This is a genomic window from Pseudodonghicola flavimaris, assembly GCF_030164425.1.
Taxonomy (GTDB): domain Bacteria; phylum Pseudomonadota; class Alphaproteobacteria; order Rhodobacterales; family Rhodobacteraceae; genus Pseudodonghicola; species Pseudodonghicola flavimaris.
Genome location: NZ_JASNJD010000010.1, coordinates 125,739 through 143,143 on the forward strand (window position 1 = coordinate 125,739; position 17,405 = coordinate 143,143).

The window sequence follows — 17,405 nt, forward strand, 5'->3', positions numbered from 1 at the left end:
TCAGAAGCGATCGAAGCGGAAGGCCTCTAGATCCAGCGACGGCGTCTGCCCTTCGGCCAGTTCGGTCAGGAGCTGCCCCACCGCCGGGCCAGTGCCAAACCCGTGGCCGGAAAAACCGGTCGCCAGCAGCAGGCCGTCGTGCTCCGGCACCGGGCCGATCACCGGCATGGCATCTGGCGTCCCCTCGATGAAGCCGGACCAGTCCTGGATCACCCGCATTCCGGCGAAGACCGGGAAAGCCTCGATCAGACGGTCGCGCGCCTGGCTCAGGATCGCCGGATCGCCCGGCGCCTCCAGCACCCGGGTGCGTTCGAACACCGTCTCCTCGCCGGCCTGCCAGTCGCGGCTGTCGCGCCAGGCCCGCAGAAAGCCGCCCGGGCTGGCGCGCAGGCCGACCATCTCGCGGTTCTCTCTCAGTGTCGGCAGGAAGTCGCGGAAAAACCGGAAGTGATCCGGCGACAGCTCGCTGGTGCTGCGATTGCGCCGGGCGAAGGTGCAGGTGCCGTCCTGCCGCATCCGGAAACTGATGTCGCGGGCGCTGCAGCAGATCTCCGGCGCCGCCACCCCCTCCAGATGACAGACGGAGGCGCGCAGCGACAGCTGCGGCAGCCGCTGGCCCAGATGCCGCAGGAACAGGCTGGACCAGGCGCCGGTGGCCAGGATCACCCGGTCGCAGGCCACCCGGCCGCGTTCGGTGACCACCGCCGAAATCCGCCCCGCCGCGGTTTCAAGATCGCGCACCGCGCAATTGGTGTAGATCCGCGCGCCCGCCCTGCGGGCGCCGAGCGCGATGCCCGGCGCGGCCTGAAACGGTTCGGCACAGCCATCGGAAGGGGTGTGCAGCGCCCCCTTGAAGGGGCGCTTGCAGCCCGGCAGCAACGCTGCCGTCCGCGCCGCGTCGAGCAGATGGCTTTCCACCCCGGCCGGCTGGCCGATTTCGCGGCGCCAGCGCGCCTGTTCCTCGATCTCCTCCTCGGTATCACAGGGATAGAGCGATCCGTTGACCCGAAATCCCAAGTCCTCGCCGCTGCGCTCTGCCAGCGTCGGCCAGATCTCCCCGGCCAGGATCGCCAGACCGATATCCGTGCTCTGCCGGCCCATCTTGCGGACCCAGCCCCAGTTGCGCCCCGATTGCTCCGCCGCGATCTCGCCCTTCTCGAACAGGCAGACCGGCACCCCCCGCTCCGCCAGGAACAGCGCCGCGGTCACCCCGACGATACCGCCGCCAATGATGGCGACACCGGTCTCCGGCGGCAGATCGCCGTCGCTCTCCACTTGCACCAGGCCCTTGAGCATGATCGTCCTCTTGCTGCGCATTCTGCCCCGATCTCTGCCTCCTTCCGGACGGGTGCAAGGGGAGATTTCCCGCGCCCGGCGGTTTGCAGCCCGCCACCGCGACAGCCGCCCAACCGGCGGGCAGGCAGACTGCGGCCGATGGCACCGCCCCCGACGGCACCACGCGAAAGTGAGGCCGCAGACCTTGTTCGCCGCCCACCCCAGGCCCTAAAGCCTGCCCCAGAGCATCCGAGCAGGAGAGGCCGCGGTGAGACTACTGATCGTCGAGGATGACGACACCCTGCGCGACGGGCTGACCGTCGGGCTCAGACTGTCCGGGTTCTCCCCCGAGGCGGTGGAAACCTGCGCCGATGCCCGCCACGCCCTGACGCTCGACCGGTTCGAGGCGCTGGTACTCGACATGATGCTGCCGGATGGCTCCGGCCTCGATCTGCTGCGCGAGCTGCGCGCCGCCGGCTCCGACCTTCCGGTGCTGATCCTGACCGCCCGCGACGGGCTGGAAGATCGGGTCGCCGGGCTCGACACCGGAGCGGACGACTACCTCGGCAAACCCTTCGAGCTGCAGGAACTGGCGGCCCGGCTGCGGGCGCTGTTGCGGCGCGCCCAGGGCCGGGCCGAAAACCTGCTGGAATGGAACGGGCTCAAGCTCGATCCGGCGCGGATGCAGGGGCGCCGCGCCGGCCGCGACATCGGCTTTTCCAGGCGTGAATTCACCATCCTCGCGGCACTGATGGAGCGTCCGGGCGCCATTCTGGGCAAAGCGGCGCTGGAACAGCGGCTCTATGGCTGGCAGGACGAGGTGGAAAGCAATACCGTCGAGGTGCATATCCACAACCTGCGCGCCAAGCTGGGATCGGCCTTCATCCAGACGGTGCGCGGTGCCGGCTATCGGCTGGCCCCGGAAGAGGACCGCCCGGCATGAGCTCGATCCGCAGACGGCTGATCCTGATCCTGGTGCTCGCCACCGGAGCGATCTGGCTGTCGGCCCTGGGCTGGATTCAATACACCACCCAGAAGGAGGTCACCCATGTTCTTGACCGCCGGCTGGAGGAAGCCGCGCATATGGTCGCCTCGCTGATCCGCGACGGCAATGTCAGCATCGGCGTCGCCAGCAATGCGGTTCGCCAGGCACCGGCGGAGGAGGACGAGGAATATCACCTGGTCCGGCAGCTGTCCTGCCAGGTCTGGGGGCTCGACGGCTATCTGATCGGCGATTCCGAAGGCGCGCCGCAGCAGGAGCTGTCCCCCGCCGCTGCCGGTTTCAGCGAGAATATGGTGGAGGGCGAGCTCTGGCGCGTCTTCACCCTGGTCGATCCCGACCTCGGCGTGCGGGTGCTGGTCGGCGATGCCCTCGCGATGCGCGATCATCTGGTGCACGGGGTGGTGATGGGTCTGCTGGTGCCGGCACTGCTGGTGCTGCCGGCGCTGGCGCTGCTGATCTGGTGGGCGGTCGGCCACGGCCTGCAGCCGCTCGACCGTATCGGCCGGGTGATGGCGGCGCGGCCGCCCAGCGATCTCAGCCCGATCGACGCCAGCCGCGCCCCGAAAGAGGTGCAGCCGATGATCGACGCGCTCAACGGTCTGCTGCGGCGGGTCGGCGGCGCCCGCGAACGCGAGCGCAGCTTTACCGCCTTTGCCGCCCATGAGCTGAAGACGCCGCTGGCCGGCCTGCGCACCCAGGCCGAGATCGCCCGCATGGCGCCGGACGCGGCGACCCGGCAAAAGGCGCTCGACCAGCTCTCGGGCGCGGTCGAACGCACCGACCGGATGGTCAAGCAGCTGCTGGAGATGACCGCGGTGGAACATGCCAGGCCGACCCCCGAGACCCGGCTGCGGGACAGCGCCGAGATCCTGCGCGCCACCGTCGCCGACCTGCAGCCGCTGGCGCAGAAGCGCGGCGTCCGGCTGGAGGGGCAGGCCGATGCGGGGCTGTGGCAGACCGGCTGCGCACCGCTGCTGCAGGCGGCGCTGCGCAATCTGATCGAGAACGCCCTGATCGCCGCCCCCGCCGGCAGCGCCGTCGAAGTGGCGATGATCCCTGAGGACAAGCACATTCTGTTCCGCATCGCCGACCGTGGCCCGGGCATCGCCGAGGCCGACCGCCCGCATGTGATGGAACGGTTCTTCCGCGCCGCCGGGGCCAAGGGCAGCGGCAGCGGTCTGGGGCTGGCCATCGTCGCCGCCGCGATGGACCGGATGGAGGGCGAGATCAGGTTGTCGCCGCGCCCCGGCGGCGGCGAGCTGGCAGAACTGATCCTGCCCCGCGCACCCCGCCCCGGCTGCGGCTGATCCGGGCGGAGGCAGCGGTCATCCGGTCACCGGCAGCACCGTCGCCGTGTCGGCGCCGGGACCGGCGCCCGCCCTACTGCCCAGCCGCTGACTGTTCAGCACCACCGAGACCGAGCTTGCCAGCATCGCCAGCGCCGCCGCCGCCGGTCCCAGAACGCCGGTGAAGGCCGCCGGGACGATCACCGCGTTATAGGCCAGCGCCAGCACCAGGTTCTCCCGCGCGATGCGGCCGAAGCGCCGCGACAGCGCCCGTGCCGCCAGCACCCGGTCGAGCCCGCCGGCGGTGACCACCACATCGGCGGTCTGGGCGGCGGCCGAATGGGCGCTGGCGACCGAGATGCCGCACTCGGCCGCCGCCAGCGCCGGCCCGTCGTTGACGCCGTCGCCGACGAAGATCACCGGTTTCGGCAGGGTTTCGATCAACGCCACCTTGTCGGCCGGGGTGCAGCCGTGCCGCACCTCGGCCGGGCTCAGCCCCAGATCGCGGGCCAACCCCATCGCCGCCCCGGCCCCGTCACCGGTGGCGATGCGCAGCGCCAGCCCCTCGGCCCGCAGGCAGGCGATCATCTCGGCGGCGCCCCTGGCCGGGGTATCGGCCAGCGCGATCTCTCCCACCGGGCGGCCCTCCAGCGTGACCTGAAGCCAACTGCGCCCCTCCAGCCCCTGTTCGGCGCCGGCGCTCACCCGCACCTGACCGCCCTCCGGCGTCCGGGCCTCGGCACCGCGCGGCAACCGCTGCCCCCCCTCGCCCAGCTCACCCCCATGGGCGGTGACGATGGCCTCGGCGATCGGATGGCGAATGCCGGTCTCCGCCCGCGCCGCCAGGGCCAGCAGATCCGTCCCGCTCCAGCCGTCGGCGGGCCGCAGCGCGGCAACCCGCAGCCGGCCCTCGGTCAGCGTGCCGGTCTTGTCGAACACGATGCTGCGGGCCCGGGCCAGGGCGGCGAAACCTTCGGGATCGCGCAGCCGCAGCCCGCCCTCCGCCGCCACCTGCGCCGCCCGCATCTGTGCCAGGGGCAGCGCGATGGAGAGCGCGCAGGGACAGACCCCGACCAGCAGGGTCAGCGCCCGCAGCAGGCTCTCCTCCGGCCCGAGCCCCAGCAGAAGACCGGCCAGACCGGCCAGCCCCCCCAGCACCGGGATCGCGATCGAGAGCCGCTCCGCCCAGGTATCGGCGACAGAGCGGGCGGCTCCGCGGCGGGCAATTTCCAGCGCGATGGCACCGCCCATCCGGTCGATCTCGCGATCGCCATGGGCGCGCTCGACCCGAAGGATTAGCCGCTGGCCCAGGTTCAGCGCGCCGGCCTCGACCCGGTCGCCCGGCCCCACCGGCACCAGGCGGGTCTCGCCGGTCAACACCGCGCGGTTCACCTGGCTCCGGCCCGAGACCACCACCCCGTCCATGCTGATCGGGGCGCCGGCATCCACCGCCACCCGCTGGCCCGGTGCGACCTCGGCGCAGGGGCGGGTGTGCCAGCCGTCGGGGGTTTCGACCCGCGCCAGTTCCGGCGCCGCGGCCTCCATCGCGCTCAGCGCGTCGATGGCGCGGCGGCGGGTCACCACATCGACCAGCCGGCCGAACAGCAGGAGCGTCACCAGCATGGTGGCAGTGTCGAACCAGACCACCGATTGCCCCTGCCAGAGCGCCCAGCCCGACGCGAGGCAGGCCGACAGTGTACCGATGCTGACCAGCAGGTCCATGCCCGGGCTGCGCAGCCGGATCGACCGCCAGGCCATCCAGAGAAAGCCGGACCCGGCCCAGAACACCACCGGCAGCGCAAAGATCCCCGAGGCCAGTGCCAGCCACCAGGACACTGTGGGCGACAGATCGGTGAGATAGATCACGATGGCCGGCAGCATCGACCACATGCCGGCCACCACCGCCACCGCCAACCGCACGCCCAGCCGATGAATCTCCCGCCCCAGGGCGGCGGAGGTCTCCTCCGGCCGCAGTCGTTCGATCATCCGGTAGCCCGCGGCCGCGGTCGCCCGGGCCAGCGCCTCCGGGCTCAGCGCGGTGTCGTCCCAGTCGATCAGCGCCGACCCGGTGAGGTAATGCACCCCGGCCCGATTCACCCCCGGCAGGGCCGAGAGCCGGTTTTCCAGCCCGCGCGCGCATCCCGCGCAGGCCAGACCGTCAATCGCGAAGAGCCGCCGCATCGGCGATCAGCCCTCGTTCTCCGGGGCGCCGACCGGGCGTTCGGGCTCGGGCGTGCCGACACCGACCAGAACGCCGTCGATCTCCTTGCCGTACCAGCTGTCCTCGTTCTTGTGGAAGGTGGCGCGGACCTCCTCGACACTCATCCCCGATTTCTGGCGCGGGTCCTTGGGCCGTTCGTGGCTGTCGATATAGGCGGCCACGTCCCAGGCCTGCTGATCGGTCAGCTTGCCCGGCTGCGACAACGGCATGTTGTGCTTGATAAAGGCGGCGGCGGTGTTGATCCGCCCCATGCCGGCGCCCCAGTTGAAGCTGTTCGGCCCCCAGAGCGGCGGGAACACGATGCGGCCGTTGATATCGGTCTGCCCCTGCCCGTCGGCGCCATGGCAGACCGCGCAGTTCTCGGCGAAGACCGCCTTGCCACGCTCCAGCGAATAGCCGCCTTCGGGTTTGGCGACGGTGCCGAAGCCGGCACCGGCCATCTTGGTGCGGTTCGGTGCGCCGGTCGCCAGCCACGAGAAATAGATCTCCAGATCGCGATAGATGTCATGGCCATGCGGCGGCGGATGGCCGGCCACCGAATGCTGGGCGTTCATCGAATAGGTGAAACAGCCCATCACCCGGTCTTCCATGGTGTTGATCATCTTGTTCTTGCCGCGATACTTCGGGTACTGGCCCCAGGCCGCCCACATCGGCGCCGACAGCGGCTCTTTGCCCGCGTCGAGGTGACAGTTGGCGCAGGCCAGCCCGTTGCCGACGAATTCGCCGGCATTGGTGGCAGTGTTCATGAAGATCTCGCGGCCGCGGCGGATCGCGTCACCGTTCGGACCGTCGGGGATCTCCGCCTCGGTCGGGGGCTGGAAATAGGTGGGATCGGTGGCGGATTGCGCCACCTTGGCGCGGCCGCTGATCCAGCCCGGCACCAGACCGCTTTCCAGCGCCAGGGCGCCGGCGGCGACCAGCACCAGACCTCCGGCCAGGGCATAGATCGTGCGTTTGACCGTGCGGCCGGTCTCAGGGTTCTCAGAGGTCATGTCCATCCCCCTCCTTTGCGACGGCCCCGGTCGACCCGGCCGGAACGGCGGGAAGCGAGGCCAGGTAATCGGCAACCGCGCGGCGGTCGTCGGTGGAAAGCCCTTTGGAAATCTGATCCATCAGGCTCAAAGGCGAATTGGCGCGATGGCCGCCCGCCCAGGCCGCCAGCTGACTGGCGGTATAGGGCGCCTGCTGGGCCGAGAGCGCCGGGAAGTTCGGCGCCACGCCGAAACCCGAGGGCCCGTGGCAGGAGAAACAGGCGGGCACGCCCAGATCCCAGTCGCCGACCAGCGCCAGCGTCTCGCCGCGTTTCAGATCGCCGCCCAGTATCGGCGCTGCCGTCGAGGGCACGCTGAGCCCGGCGTAATAGGCGCCGAGCCCGGCGATATCGGCCTCCGTCAGCCCCTTGGCCACGAAGCTCATGTGTTCGTTGGCCCGGGTGCCGGTCTGGAAATCGCGCAGCTGCTTGGCGATGTAATCGGCCGACAGACCGGAGAGACGCGGGGTATTCTCCACCCCCTGCCCCAGATCGCCGTGGCAGCTGGCGCAGGCCCAGACGTCGTCCCGCCCCTCGAAGATCAGGGCGGAGACATCGGCAGAGACCGGCGTCACGCTGGCGCTGGAAAACGCCGGCTGTGGCGGCAGGCCGGGATAGGCCGCCGCCAGCGCCTCGCCGCCCGACCAGGTGCCCTGACCGACGGCCCTGGCGCGCAGATCGGCCACTGTGGCGGTGTCGACCCCGTCATCGCGGTCGCCGAAGGTGGCGGCGACATAGCTGGCCAGTTCGGCGATTTCCGCATCGCCGAAAGCGGCGGAGAAGCTCGGCATATGACCGTCGTAGTCATGACCGTCGACCCGGATCGGCCCGTCGATGCCGCGCAAGAGCACATTGGCGACCAGCTCCGGCCCCTGGGCGGGGAATTCCGAGCCGCGCAGCGGCGGCACCGCCAGCCGTACACCGGAGCCGTTGGGCTGGTGGCAGGTGGCGCAATTGGCCGCGAAGAGCGCCGCGCCGCTGTCAGGGGCATCGACCGGGCGATCCTGCTGAACTGCGGCCTCGACCGCGGTTTCCGGCGCTCCGCCCGAGGTGGTCAGCAACGTTCCTGTGCCCCAGATCGCCAGGGCCACCGCGACCCAGACCACCGGCAGCGGCATCCGGCCATTGCGTTCCCAGGGTTCGAATTTCTCGTCGACGATATGGTCGGAAGATGTGGGTTTCCGGGTCACGATCCGCTCTCCATGGTGGCATAGCCCTCATCGCGCAGCGCATCGGCCGGCGCCGGATAGGTCCGGTCGAGCGACAGCAGATAGGCGGTCAGATCCAGCGCCTCCTGCCGGGCGACGACCACGCCCGCCTCCGGCGCGAAGGCCTCGGGCAGCACCACGACGGTATCGCCGGGCTCGGCCGCGGGCTTGATCTCGAAGAGGAAGGGATAGGCCGGCATCACCGACCAGCCGAAGATCGCCCGCGGCTGGTAGAGATGGGTCAGCTGCCAGGCCTCGGAAGGCAGGCGGGCGCCGACGTTCAGCAGATCGGGTCCGGTGCGCATGGTGCCCAGCTGGTGCGGCTGGTCATAGACATAGTCGGCCGCCACCGCCGGGCGGCCCCAGCCGCGTTCCCCGTCGGGCGCCTGATCCGGCGAGCGCGGTTGCTGGCTGTGGCAGTAAACGCAGCCCAGCCCGACATATTGGGCGCGGCCCCGCGCCTGCTGTTCGGTATAGGGTTCGAGCTGCGGCGGCACGCTGTGACGAGCGATCTGGACCCCCGGCGCGATCACCAGCATCAGCGTGGCGAAGGCGAGGATGCCGAAGGCGAGAAGAGCGAGAGGAAGATAGCGGTTCATTCGGCAACCACGGGTTTGGCGGCAGTGCCGGGACGGGCCAGCAGAATGCCGATGAAGTTGAGGGCGAAGAGGATGTGACCAAGCGTCATCATCGAGCCGCCGATGGAGCGGGCCTCGAGATAGGGTTTCATCAGGATCACACTCTCGGCGAAGGGACGGGTGGCATCCAGCATGGCGAGCCCCTGCAACACGCCGCCGATCGACAGCGCGAAGAAGTAGATCGCGAAGCCCAGCACCACGAGCCAGAAATGCGCCCGGATCAGGCCCGGCCAGGCGAACTCGCGCCCCAGCAGCCGTGGCATGATGTGATAGACCGACCCGAACATCACGATCGACACGAAGGCATAGGCGCCCAGGTGCGCGTGGCCGATGGTGTAATGGGTGAAGTGGGTGATCGTGTTGACCGAGCGCAGCGCCTCGATCGAGCCCTGGAAGGAGGCGAAGGTATACATCAGCGCCCCGAAGGCGATGAAGCGCAGCGGCAGCGACTGTTTCAGCGCCCAGGTGTTGCGGGCGACGGTAACATGCTGGTTCACCGCCACCGCGATCACCGGGATGAACATCATCACCGAATGCACCACCGACAGGGTCACCACCCAGGTCGGGACCGGGCCGCCGATCAGGTGGTGGATGCCCACCTGGCTGTAGAACAGCGCCAGCCCCCAGAAGCCCAGCAGCGACACCGCGTAGGAATAGACCGGCTTGCCGATGATCTTGGGAATGAAGTAATAGGCCGTCCCCACCCCCAGCGGCGTCAGCCACAGGCCCAGAACGTTATGGGCGAACCACCAGTTTGTGGTGGCCTCTTCCACGCCGTAGTGGATGCCGGGCAGGTTGGCGACGATGAAGAGGAAGGGAAACCAGATCATCGCACCCAGGAAATACCAGCCGGTGACATAGATATGGTGCACCTCACGCTTGCGCGCGGTCTGGATCATCGGCAGCACGAAGAACACGCCCGCCAGCGCCAGCAGGATGTCGAGCTGCCAGGGGATCTCCAGCCATTCCTCGCCATCGGTCCAGCCGGTGGCGATGGCCCAACCGCCGGCGGCCACGGTCAGGTTCCAGATCACCGCACCGGCCAGCGGCAGCCCCGGCATCTTCAGCGGCGTGCGGAAGATGCGCGGCAGGATCCACATCATCCCGGCGATGCCGACCTGGCTGAGCCAACCATAGATCACCAGGTTCAGGTGCAGCGTCCGCATCCGACCGAAGGTCAGCGGCGCCGAGCCGGTCAGCCAGTCGGGCCAGTGCAGCTTGAGCGAGGCCCCCACCCCGAAGAGCGAGCCGACCACCAGCCAGAAGATCGCGGCGGCGATCAGCACCAGCACCGGCCTGGCGGAAATCCGGTCAATGCCGGTGGTATCGAACAGATGGGTGCCATCGACGTCGGGATGGCCGGCGCCCTCGGCCCCGAAGACCGTGGCGGCATCCCCCTTCTGCATTGTGATTTGCCTCGTCGCGACGGCCCAGATCAGAAAGGCCAGCGCAAGAACCGAGACGACGAAGCTGAGGCCCAGAAGGAGCCCGATCGTAAGTGGCATCGTCCGTAAGTGTCCCAAAGAGCTGGGACGGCTCCGCACGGCCGGAACCGGCGCGGAGTCGCCCGAGAAAACATGTCTGTGAGATCTTCTTTACGGGTTAGCTTAAGTGAACCTTAAGAAACGGCGGGAAATCTCGGCCCGGGGCGTTGATCCCTGCCCGGTCCCAGCGTCACTCCCCGGCGGCGACATCCGATGTGGCCCGGCGGATCTGGCGGCTGCGGCGCAGAAAGGCGGCGATGAAAAGCACCGAGAGGATCAGGATGATGGTCGGCGCCGGCGCACTGTCGAGAAAGAAGCTCAGGTAGACACCGCCCAGCATCGCGCCCAGGCAGACCGCCACCGCGATCGCCAGCATATGGGCGAACTGCCGGGTCAGGAGAAAGGCGATGGCACCCGGCGCGATCAGCAGCCCGACCGCCAGGATCAGCCCGGTCGCGCTCAGCGTCGCGACGATGGTCAGCGACAGCAGCGTCAGCAGCCCGTAGTGCAGCAGCCCCACGGCCAGACCGGAGGCGCGCGCCTGCGCCGGATCAAAGGCCTGCAGCATCAGGTCCTTCCATTTCAGCAGGAGCGCCGCCGACACCAGCAGCGAAATGCCCCCCGCGGTCCACAGATCCTCTGCCCCCACCCCGAGGATGTTGCCGAAGAGGATGTGATCCAGGTGCACGTTGGTGTGGATAGAGACATAGATCACGATGCCCAGCCCGAACATGCCGGAGAAGACCACCCCCATCACCGTGTCCTGCTTGACCCGGCTGTTCTGCGCCAGAAAGCCGGTCGCCAGCGCCGTCACCATGCCGGCGGCAAAGGCCCCGAGGATCAGCGGCAGCCCGAGGACATAGGCCAGAACGATGCCGGGCAGCACCGCGTGGCTGACCGCATCCCCCATCAGCGCCCAGCCCTTCAGCACCAGAAAGCACGACAGCAGAGCGGTCGGCACCGCCACCATCGCCGCGATCCAGAAGGCGTTGAGCATGAAGGGAAACTGGAACGGCAGCAGCAGCGTCTCGTTCATCGCTCCGCCTCCGGGCCCTGTATCAGCGCCTCTGCCGCGCGGCGCCGCGCCGCCAGCATCCCATGCTTGGGGGCCCAGACGAACACCGCCAGAAAGATCGCGGTCTGCAGCACGACGATGATGCCCCCCGTGGCCCCGTCGAGGAAATAGCTGAGATAGGCGCCGAGGAAGCTGGTCAGCGCACCGATCGTCACCGAAGTCAGGATCAGCCGCGGAAACCGGTCGCAGAGCAGATAGGCGGTCGCCCCCGGGGTCACCACCATGGCGACCACCAGAAACGCCCCCACCGTCTGCATCGCTGCCACCACGCAGGCCGACAGCAGCACGAAGAACACCGCCTTCAGCAGCCCCGGCCGCAGCCCGATGGAGCGGGCGTGATCCTCGTCGAAGAAGACCACCATCAGGTCCTTCCATCGGACGATCAGCACCGCCAGCGACAGAAAGCCGATCAGCGCCAGCTGCAGCGTGTCACCGGGAGAAATGGCGAGGATATTGCCCATGGTGATGGTCTGGATCGACACCGCCATCGGGTTGACCGAGGCGATGAACAGCCCCAGCCCGAAGAAGGAGGTGAAGATGATGCCGATGATCACGTCGATCTTCAGCCCCGAGCGGTCCGACAGAAATAGCATCGCCGCCGCCGCCAGCCCACCGGACAGGAACGCCCCCAGCGCAAAGGGCAGCCCCAGCAGATAGGCCCCGGCCACCCCCGGCACTACCGCATGCGACAGCGCATCGCCGATCAGCGACCAGCCCTTCAGCATCAGATAGGCGGAGAGAAAGGCGCAGACGCCGCCGACCAGCGCCGACACCCACATCGCGTTGGTCATATAGCCATAGGTGAAGGGCTCCAGCAGCGGGCTCATCCGGCGTCGTCCACCCGCCGGGTGCGGCCGCCGTACCGCACCAGCGGCCGTTCGTCGTCGGTCAGGATGGTGACCTGCCGCGGATCGTCGTCGTCATGCAGCGCCGCGCCGCCAAGGGTGAAATGCCGCAGCACCCCGCCGAAGGCCGCCTCCAGATTGTCGCGGGTGAAGGTCGTCTCGGTCGGGCCCGAGGCCAGCACGGTGCCCTTCACCAGGACCGTGCGATCGCAGAACTCCGGCACCGACCCGAGGTTGTGGGTGGAAACGAGCATCACCCGCCCCTCGTCGCGCAGCGCCCGCAGCAGTGCCACGATCTGCTCCTCGGTCTTCACATCGACGCCGGTAAAGGGTTCGTCGAGCAGGATAACCTGCCCCTCCTGCGCCAGGGCACGGGCCAGGAAGACGCGCTTTTTCTGACCACCGGACAGCTCTCCGATCTGGCGCTGGCGATAATCCTGCATGCCGACGCGCGCCAGCGCCGCCGCCACCGCGGCGCGATCGGCGGCGCGCGGCCGGCGCAGAAACCCCATGTGGCCGTAGCGGCCCATCATCACCACATCCTCGACCAGCACCGGGAACGACCAGTCGACCTCCTCCGCCTGCGGCACATAGGCGACGAGGTTGCGCCGCAACGCCTCCTTCACGCTCATTCCCAGCAGGCGGATATCGCCGGCCGCCAGCGGAACGAAGTCCATGATCGCCTTGAACAGGGTGGATTTCCCGGCGCCGTTCACCCCCACCAGCGCGGTGACGGTGCCACGGGGGATGTCGAAACTGGCCCGGCGCAGGGCGGTATGGCCGTTGCGATAGGTGACGGTAACGTCGCGGGCGCGGATGCCGCCGCCAATCTCTGCCCCGGGCTCCGTGTCGCCGCCAGCGCCGGTCGCGGCAACCGGCCCTCTGTCGGTCGGCGGGGGCGTGGGGCTGTCCTTGGTCATCATCGCTCTCTCCCTGCCGGCTGCTGGCGGCTCAGTTGCCGGGCGCGCGCAGCCCGTCGACGACCGTCTGCGTGGTGACCCGCAGCAGATCGAGATAGCTGGGCACCGGCCCGTCTGCGGTCGACAGGCTGTCGACATAAAGCTCTCCGCCATAGCGCGCGCCGGTCTCCCGCGCGACCTGTTTGGCCGGCGCCGTGTTCACCGTGCTCTCGCAGAAGACCACCGGGATATCATGCGCCCGCACCCCGTCGATCACCGCGCGCACCTGCTGCGGCGTGCCGGTGTGATCGGCGTTCATCGGCCAGAGGTAGAGCTCGTTCAGCCCCAGATCACGGGCGAGATAGCTGAAGGCCCCCTCGCAGGTCACCAGCCAGCGCTGCGCCTCCGGCACCTCGGCAATGCTGGTCTTCAGCGGTTCCATCACCGCGCGCAGCTCCGCCTTGTAGGTCTCGGCATTGGCGGCATAGGTTTCGGCATTGTCTGGGTCCTGCGCAGCGAAGGCGCGGGCGATATTGTCGATGTAGATGGTGGCGTTGCCCAGACCCATCCAGGCATGTGGATTGGGCTTGCCCTCATAGGCGCCGGTGGAGATCGGGATCGGATCGATGCCTTCGGTCAGGGTGACCGAGGGCACATCGCCCAGATTGTCCAGAAACTGCCGGAACCAGAGCTCCAGATTCATCCCGTTCCAGAGGATCAGATCGGCGTCATGCGCCCGCACGATATCGCGCGGCGTCGGCTCATAGCCGTGGATTTCCGCCCCCGGCTTGGTGATGGAGACCACATCCGCCGCTTCCCCCGCCACATGGCGGGCCATGTCGGCCAGCACGGTGAAGGTGGTCACCACCTTCATCCGATCGCCGGCCGCAGCGGCCCCGGCACCAAGCGACAGGGCGGTCGCGCCGATCAGCGCCGTCAGTCTGAAGGAGATCGTCATCGCAGCCCCTGTCCCTTCCCGGATTGTCCCCAGGTCATCCCTGTGTCTTCCGCCTCCAGCCCGGACAAATCCGCCCACGGCCGAAGTTATCCCCAACAGAGATAGCTGATCGCGGCAGAACTGCAAGTGCAATTCATTCTCAAAATGAATGCAGATCGCGAATGACACCGGGTTGCCCGCGGCGCAGGCGGTCCGGACAGGGGGCAAGGGACCAACGGCCCCCTGCCCACCCTTTCAGGCGGCGAGCAGCGCCTCGATATGTCCCGGGCCGGCGGGACGGATGCCGGTCGGGTTCAGCGCCTTGATCGAGAAATAGCCGCGGGTGATGTGATCCATGTTCACGGTCTGGCGCACCCCGGGCAGCCGCAGGACCCGCTCCATATAGGCCGAGAGCCGGGGATATTCCCTGATCTGCCGGCGGTTGGTCTTGAACAGCCCGTGATAGGCCGCATCGAAGCGGATCAGGGTGACGAACAGGCGGATATCGGTTTCGGTGAACCGGTCGCCGAACAGGAAATCGCCGCCCAGCCGCGCCTCCAGCTCGTCGAGCATCGCGAAGACGCCGGCCACCGCCTCGTCATAAGCCGCCTGCGAGGACGCGAACCCGGCCTTGTAGACGCCGTTGTTCAGCTGGTCGTAGATGCGCGGGTTCAGCGCGTCGATCTCGGCGGCCAGATCCTGCGGGTAGAGCCGCAGGTCCGAGGGCACCAGATGTTCGAAAGCAGTGTCGAACATCCGCAGGATATCGGCGCTTTCGTTGTTCACCATCACGTTGCGCTTCATGTCCCAGAGCGCCGGAACGGTGGCGCGGCCGGTGAAATGCGGATCGGCCCGGGTGTAGAGCTCGTGCATGTAGCGGGCGCCGAACTGCGGATCGGCATCGGCTCCGGGATAGCCGCCGAAGCTCCAGCCCTCTTCCGTCATGGTCGGATTGACCACGGTGATCGGGATCAGCGCCTCCAGCCCCTTGAGGCTGCGGGCCATCAGCGTCCGTGAGGCCCAGGGACAGATATAGGCGACATAGAGCCGGTAGCGTCCCGGTTCGGCCGCGAAGCCGCCCTCCCCCGTCGGTCCGGCGGCGCCGTCCGGGGTGATCCAGTTGCGAAAGCTCGACACCTGGCGCACGAAACGGCCTTCTTCGTCGGCCTTCTGCACCGGTGTCCAGTCCTTGGTCCATTTCCCATCGACAAGCATGGCGGCGGCTCCTCAGTAATAGACGAAACTGCGCATCGAGACCGAGCCGAGGTCGATCTTCGGGCTCAGGAACAGAAGCTCGTCCTTCTCGTCCGCCGCACCCGCGACGGTCAGCGCCGGCAGGTAGTGATCGGCAGAAGGATGCGCCATCTGAAACAGCGGGCCGAGTTTCTGGCGGTTGCTCAGCAGCTCCAGATCGCCGGCGTCCAGCCGTTCGGCGAACAGCGTGTCGAATTCCTCGGCCCAGTCCCAGGCCTTGGAACCTGCCCCCCAGCGCACCGCGCCGAGGTTGTGAACCACATTGCCCGATCCCAGGATCAGCACGCCGCGATCGCGCAGGCCGCGCAGGGCGTGGCCGATCTCGATCTGGTAATCCAGCGGCCGGCTCATATCGATGGAGAGCTGGAACACCGGCACGTCGGCCTTGGGATAAAGGAACTTCAGCACCGACCAGGCGCCGTGATCCAGACCCCAGCGATCATCGCCCTGGGCATGGTGGCTGGCGAGAAGCGAGACCACCTCCTGCGCCACATCGGGGGCGCCCGGAGCCGGATACTGCTGTTCGAACAGCTTTTTCGGGAAGCCGTAGAAATCGTGGATGGTCTGCGGATGGGCGGAAATATTCACCAGCGTCGAGCCGCGGGTCATCCAGTGGGCCGAGACCACCAGAATGGCCTGCGGCCGCGGCAGGCTGCGACCAAGCGCCGACCAGCTGCGGGAATACTCGTTGTCCTCGATGGCATTCATCGGGCTGCCGTGGCCGAGAAAGACCACCGGCATCCGGTCGGAGGCCTTCAGTGAGTCTTTCAGCTGGTTGAGTTGCTGCGCGATGCTCATGGCGTTCTCCTTCGCGGGGATGTTTCGGGAGGCTGCGGCGCCAGGGCGCCCGCCGGTTTCGTTGAAGGCAAGATGGCCTCTGGTAGCACGGAATGAAATGGCGATTATATGGAATGATTATCCCCAAAACGTTCCCAATTGAACGAAATGGGCGCCGCCGCCCGCCCTGCCCTCCGGCTTGACACCGCTGCCGGCGACGCTAGGGTACGGACCGCGACATGAGCCGTCGCTGCCCCGCCGGGCCACACTTTCTCAGGCGGATTTCCATTTTACCGGATCGCGGCTCTTGTCTTCCCCTCCCGGACCAGAGCCCGCGATTGCCGCGGATGAGAATCGGACCGAGAAGGATCAGACCATGAAAATCACCCTCGTGGTGGGGAACCCCAAACCGCAATCTCGCACCGCCCGGCTGGCCCGGATGCTGATCGACCGGATATTCGGCCCCGATCGGGCCGAGGTCGAGGTTGTCGAGCTGGCCGATCATGCCGCTGCGCTGTTCACCTGGCCGTCCGAGGAGATGGCCGCGCTCAACGCCCGGGTGGCGGCCTCCGATCTGGTGGTCTTCGCCTCGCCCACCTACAAGGCAACCTATACCGGGCTGCTCAAGGCCTTTCTCGACCGCTACCCGCAGAACGGGCTGGAGCGGACCACCGCGCTGGTGCTGATGACCGGCGGCGGCATGGCCCATTCCATGGGCCCCACCGTGACGCTGATCCCGCTGCTGCACGAGCTGGGCGCGGTGGTGCCGGTGCGCGGTTTCTACTTCAACACCGAGATGATGGACCGCGCCGGAGAGATCATCGACGGGTTCGCCGCCGAGACCCTCGGCGCCTTTGCCCGCATGGTGCCGCTGCTGCAGGCCGCCGCCCCGCGGATGCAGGATATCCACCCCGGCAAGACAGAGAAGACGGACACCCCCCAATGACCCATCCCGCGATCGATCCGCGTGTCTTCCGCGACGCGCTCGGCCATTACGCCTCCGGCATCACCGTGATCACCGGCAGGCAGGACGCGGCCCCGGTCGGTTTCACCTGCCAGTCGTTCTACAGCGTGTCGCTGGAGCCGCCGCTGATCTCCTTCAGCGTCAAGCAGGCGTCGAACAGCTGGCCCCGGATCCGCCCCTCGGGCCGGTTCGCCGTCAACATGCTCAGCGCCGATCAGGAGGCGCTTTCGAACGGCTTCGCCAGCTCGTCCGGCGACCGCTGGTCCGGCGTCGACTGGACCGAAAGCGCCGCCGGCAACCCGCTGATCGCCGGAGCGCTGCTGCAGATCGACTGCGAGATCTTCGCCGAACACGAAGCCGGCGACCACCGGCTGGTGATCGGCCGGGTGCTGCAGCTCGCCACCGCCGATCCGGCGCAGGACCACAGCCCGCTGATCTATTTCAAAGGCCGCTATCGCCAGCTGCACCCGGCCTGACGGCGCCCGCAAGACAGGCAGACCGCCGCGCCC

General features: G+C 68.2%; 16 protein-coding genes. 4 read left to right on the forward strand and 12 right to left on the reverse strand.

What is annotated here, in order from left to right; all coding sequences use genetic code 11:
• Positions 1-1,317 carry an NAD(P)/FAD-dependent oxidoreductase gene (locus tag QO033_RS14530; protein WP_284481704.1) on the reverse strand — a complete coding sequence of 439 codons (1,317 nt, stop codon included), beginning with the start codon at positions 1,315-1,317 and terminating at the stop codon, positions 1-3.
• 226 nt (positions 1,318-1,543) lie between these two features.
• On the opposite strand from QO033_RS14530, the gene QO033_RS14535 reads away from it, so the two are divergent.
• Positions 1,544-2,218 carry a response regulator gene (locus QO033_RS14535; RefSeq protein ID WP_284481705.1) on the forward strand — a complete coding sequence of 225 codons (675 nt, stop codon included), beginning with the start codon at positions 1,544-1,546 and terminating at the stop codon, positions 2,216-2,218.
• The gene (locus QO033_RS14540; RefSeq protein ID WP_284481706.1) at positions 2,215-3,585 is read left to right on the forward strand and encodes an ATP-binding protein; all 1,371 of its coding nucleotides are present in this window, start codon (positions 2,215-2,217) and stop codon (positions 3,583-3,585) included. The genes QO033_RS14535 and QO033_RS14540 overlap by 4 nt, the downstream gene beginning before the upstream one ends.
• An 18-nt stretch (positions 3,586-3,603) precedes the next feature.
• Here QO033_RS14540 and QO033_RS14545 read toward each other — a convergent pair whose 3' ends face one another.
• From QO033_RS14545 to ygiD, 11 genes are all read right to left on the reverse strand, one after another.
• Positions 3,604-5,745, reverse strand: coding sequence for a heavy metal translocating P-type ATPase (locus tag QO033_RS14545; protein WP_284481707.1), 2,142 nt, complete (start codon positions 5,743-5,745; stop codon positions 3,604-3,606).
• A 6-nt stretch (positions 5,746-5,751) separates the two neighbouring features.
• On the reverse strand, positions 5,752-6,777 hold the full coding sequence (locus QO033_RS14550; protein WP_284481708.1) for a c-type cytochrome: 1,026 nt from the start codon (positions 6,775-6,777) through the stop codon (positions 5,752-5,754).
• The gene (locus QO033_RS14555; protein WP_284481709.1) at positions 6,767-8,005 is read right to left on the reverse strand and encodes a c-type cytochrome; all 1,239 of its coding nucleotides are present in this window, start codon (positions 8,003-8,005) and stop codon (positions 6,767-6,769) included. Before QO033_RS14555 ends, QO033_RS14550 begins: the two co-directional genes overlap by 11 nt.
• Positions 8,002-8,622 carry a cbb3-type cytochrome c oxidase subunit II gene (locus QO033_RS14560; protein WP_284481710.1) on the reverse strand — a complete coding sequence of 207 codons (621 nt, stop codon included), beginning with the start codon at positions 8,620-8,622 and terminating at the stop codon, positions 8,002-8,004. Before QO033_RS14560 ends, QO033_RS14555 begins: the two co-directional genes overlap by 4 nt.
• On the reverse strand, positions 8,619-10,166 hold the full coding sequence (locus QO033_RS14565) for a cbb3-type cytochrome c oxidase subunit I (protein ID WP_284481711.1): 1,548 nt from the start codon (positions 10,164-10,166) through the stop codon (positions 8,619-8,621). Before QO033_RS14565 ends, QO033_RS14560 begins: the two co-directional genes overlap by 4 nt.
• 169 nt (positions 10,167-10,335) lie before the next feature.
• Positions 10,336-11,181, reverse strand: a complete 846-nt coding sequence (locus tag QO033_RS14570) for a metal ABC transporter permease (protein ID WP_284481712.1) — start codon at positions 11,179-11,181, stop codon at positions 10,336-10,338.
• Positions 11,178-12,047: a metal ABC transporter permease gene (locus QO033_RS14575; protein ID WP_284481713.1), complete on the reverse strand. Its 870-nt coding sequence runs from the start codon at positions 12,045-12,047 to the stop codon at positions 11,178-11,180. Before QO033_RS14575 ends, QO033_RS14570 begins: the two co-directional genes overlap by 4 nt.
• Positions 12,044-12,985, reverse strand: coding sequence for a manganese/iron ABC transporter ATP-binding protein (locus QO033_RS14580; protein WP_407682117.1), 942 nt, complete (start codon positions 12,983-12,985; stop codon positions 12,044-12,046). Before QO033_RS14580 ends, QO033_RS14575 begins: the two co-directional genes overlap by 4 nt.
• A gap of 31 nt (positions 12,986-13,016) precedes the next feature.
• Positions 13,017-13,922 carry a metal ABC transporter substrate-binding protein gene (locus QO033_RS14585; protein WP_284481715.1) on the reverse strand — a complete coding sequence of 302 codons (906 nt, stop codon included), beginning with the start codon at positions 13,920-13,922 and terminating at the stop codon, positions 13,017-13,019.
• A gap of 234 nt (positions 13,923-14,156) precedes the next feature.
• A complete protein-coding gene (locus tag QO033_RS14590) occupies positions 14,157-15,116 on the reverse strand; it encodes a glutathione S-transferase family protein (RefSeq protein WP_284481716.1) in 960 nt (319 codons plus the stop codon).
• A gap of 12 nt (positions 15,117-15,128) precedes the next feature.
• Positions 15,129-15,953, reverse strand: a complete 825-nt coding sequence (ygiD, locus tag QO033_RS14595; protein WP_284481717.1) for a 4,5-DOPA-extradiol-dioxygenase — start codon at positions 15,951-15,953, stop codon at positions 15,129-15,131.
• 355 nt (positions 15,954-16,308) lie between these two features.
• Between ygiD and QO033_RS14600 the strand changes: the two genes are divergently transcribed.
• On the forward strand, positions 16,309-16,878 hold the full coding sequence (locus tag QO033_RS14600) for an NADPH-dependent FMN reductase (RefSeq protein WP_284481718.1): 570 nt from the start codon (positions 16,309-16,311) through the stop codon (positions 16,876-16,878).
• On the forward strand, positions 16,875-17,372 hold the full coding sequence (locus QO033_RS14605) for a flavin reductase family protein (RefSeq protein WP_284481719.1): 498 nt from the start codon (positions 16,875-16,877) through the stop codon (positions 17,370-17,372). The genes QO033_RS14600 and QO033_RS14605 overlap by 4 nt, the downstream gene beginning before the upstream one ends.
• The last annotated feature ends 33 nt before the right edge of the window (positions 17,373-17,405 follow it).

Coding starts and splice junctions, on each gene's coding strand:
- QO033_RS14530 (WP_284481704.1), bottom strand. CDS start 1,317: ATGCGCAGCAAGAGGACGATCATGCTCAAGGGCCTGGTGCAAGTGGAG.
- QO033_RS14540 (WP_284481706.1), top strand. CDS start 2,215: ATGAGCTCGATCCGCAGACGGCTGATCCTGATCCTGGTGCTCGCCACC.
- QO033_RS14545 (WP_284481707.1), bottom strand. CDS start 5,745: ATGCGGCGGCTCTTCGCGATTGACGGTCTGGCCTGCGCGGGATGCGCG.
- QO033_RS14550 (WP_284481708.1), bottom strand. CDS start 6,777: ATGACCTCTGAGAACCCTGAGACCGGCCGCACGGTCAAACGCACGATC.
- QO033_RS14560 (WP_284481710.1), bottom strand. CDS start 8,622: ATGAACCGCTATCTTCCTCTCGCTCTTCTCGCCTTCGGCATCCTCGCC.
- QO033_RS14565 (WP_284481711.1), bottom strand. CDS start 10,166: ATGCCACTTACGATCGGGCTCCTTCTGGGCCTCAGCTTCGTCGTCTCG.
- QO033_RS14570 (WP_284481712.1), bottom strand. CDS start 11,181: ATGAACGAGACGCTGCTGCTGCCGTTCCAGTTTCCCTTCATGCTCAAC.
- QO033_RS14575 (WP_284481713.1), bottom strand. CDS start 12,047: ATGAGCCCGCTGCTGGAGCCCTTCACCTATGGCTATATGACCAACGCG.
- QO033_RS14580 (WP_407682117.1), bottom strand. CDS start 12,985: ATGACCAAGGACAGCCCCACGCCCCCGCCGACCGACAGAGGGCCGGTT.
- QO033_RS14585 (WP_284481715.1), bottom strand. CDS start 13,922: ATGACGATCTCCTTCAGACTGACGGCGCTGATCGGCGCGACCGCCCTG.
- QO033_RS14590 (WP_284481716.1), bottom strand. CDS start 15,116: ATGCTTGTCGATGGGAAATGGACCAAGGACTGGACACCGGTGCAGAAG.
- ygiD (WP_284481717.1), bottom strand. CDS start 15,953: ATGAGCATCGCGCAGCAACTCAACCAGCTGAAAGACTCACTGAAGGCC.
- QO033_RS14600 (WP_284481718.1), top strand. CDS start 16,309: ATGAAAATCACCCTCGTGGTGGGGAACCCCAAACCGCAATCTCGCACC.
- QO033_RS14605 (WP_284481719.1), top strand. CDS start 16,875: ATGACCCATCCCGCGATCGATCCGCGTGTCTTCCGCGACGCGCTCGGC.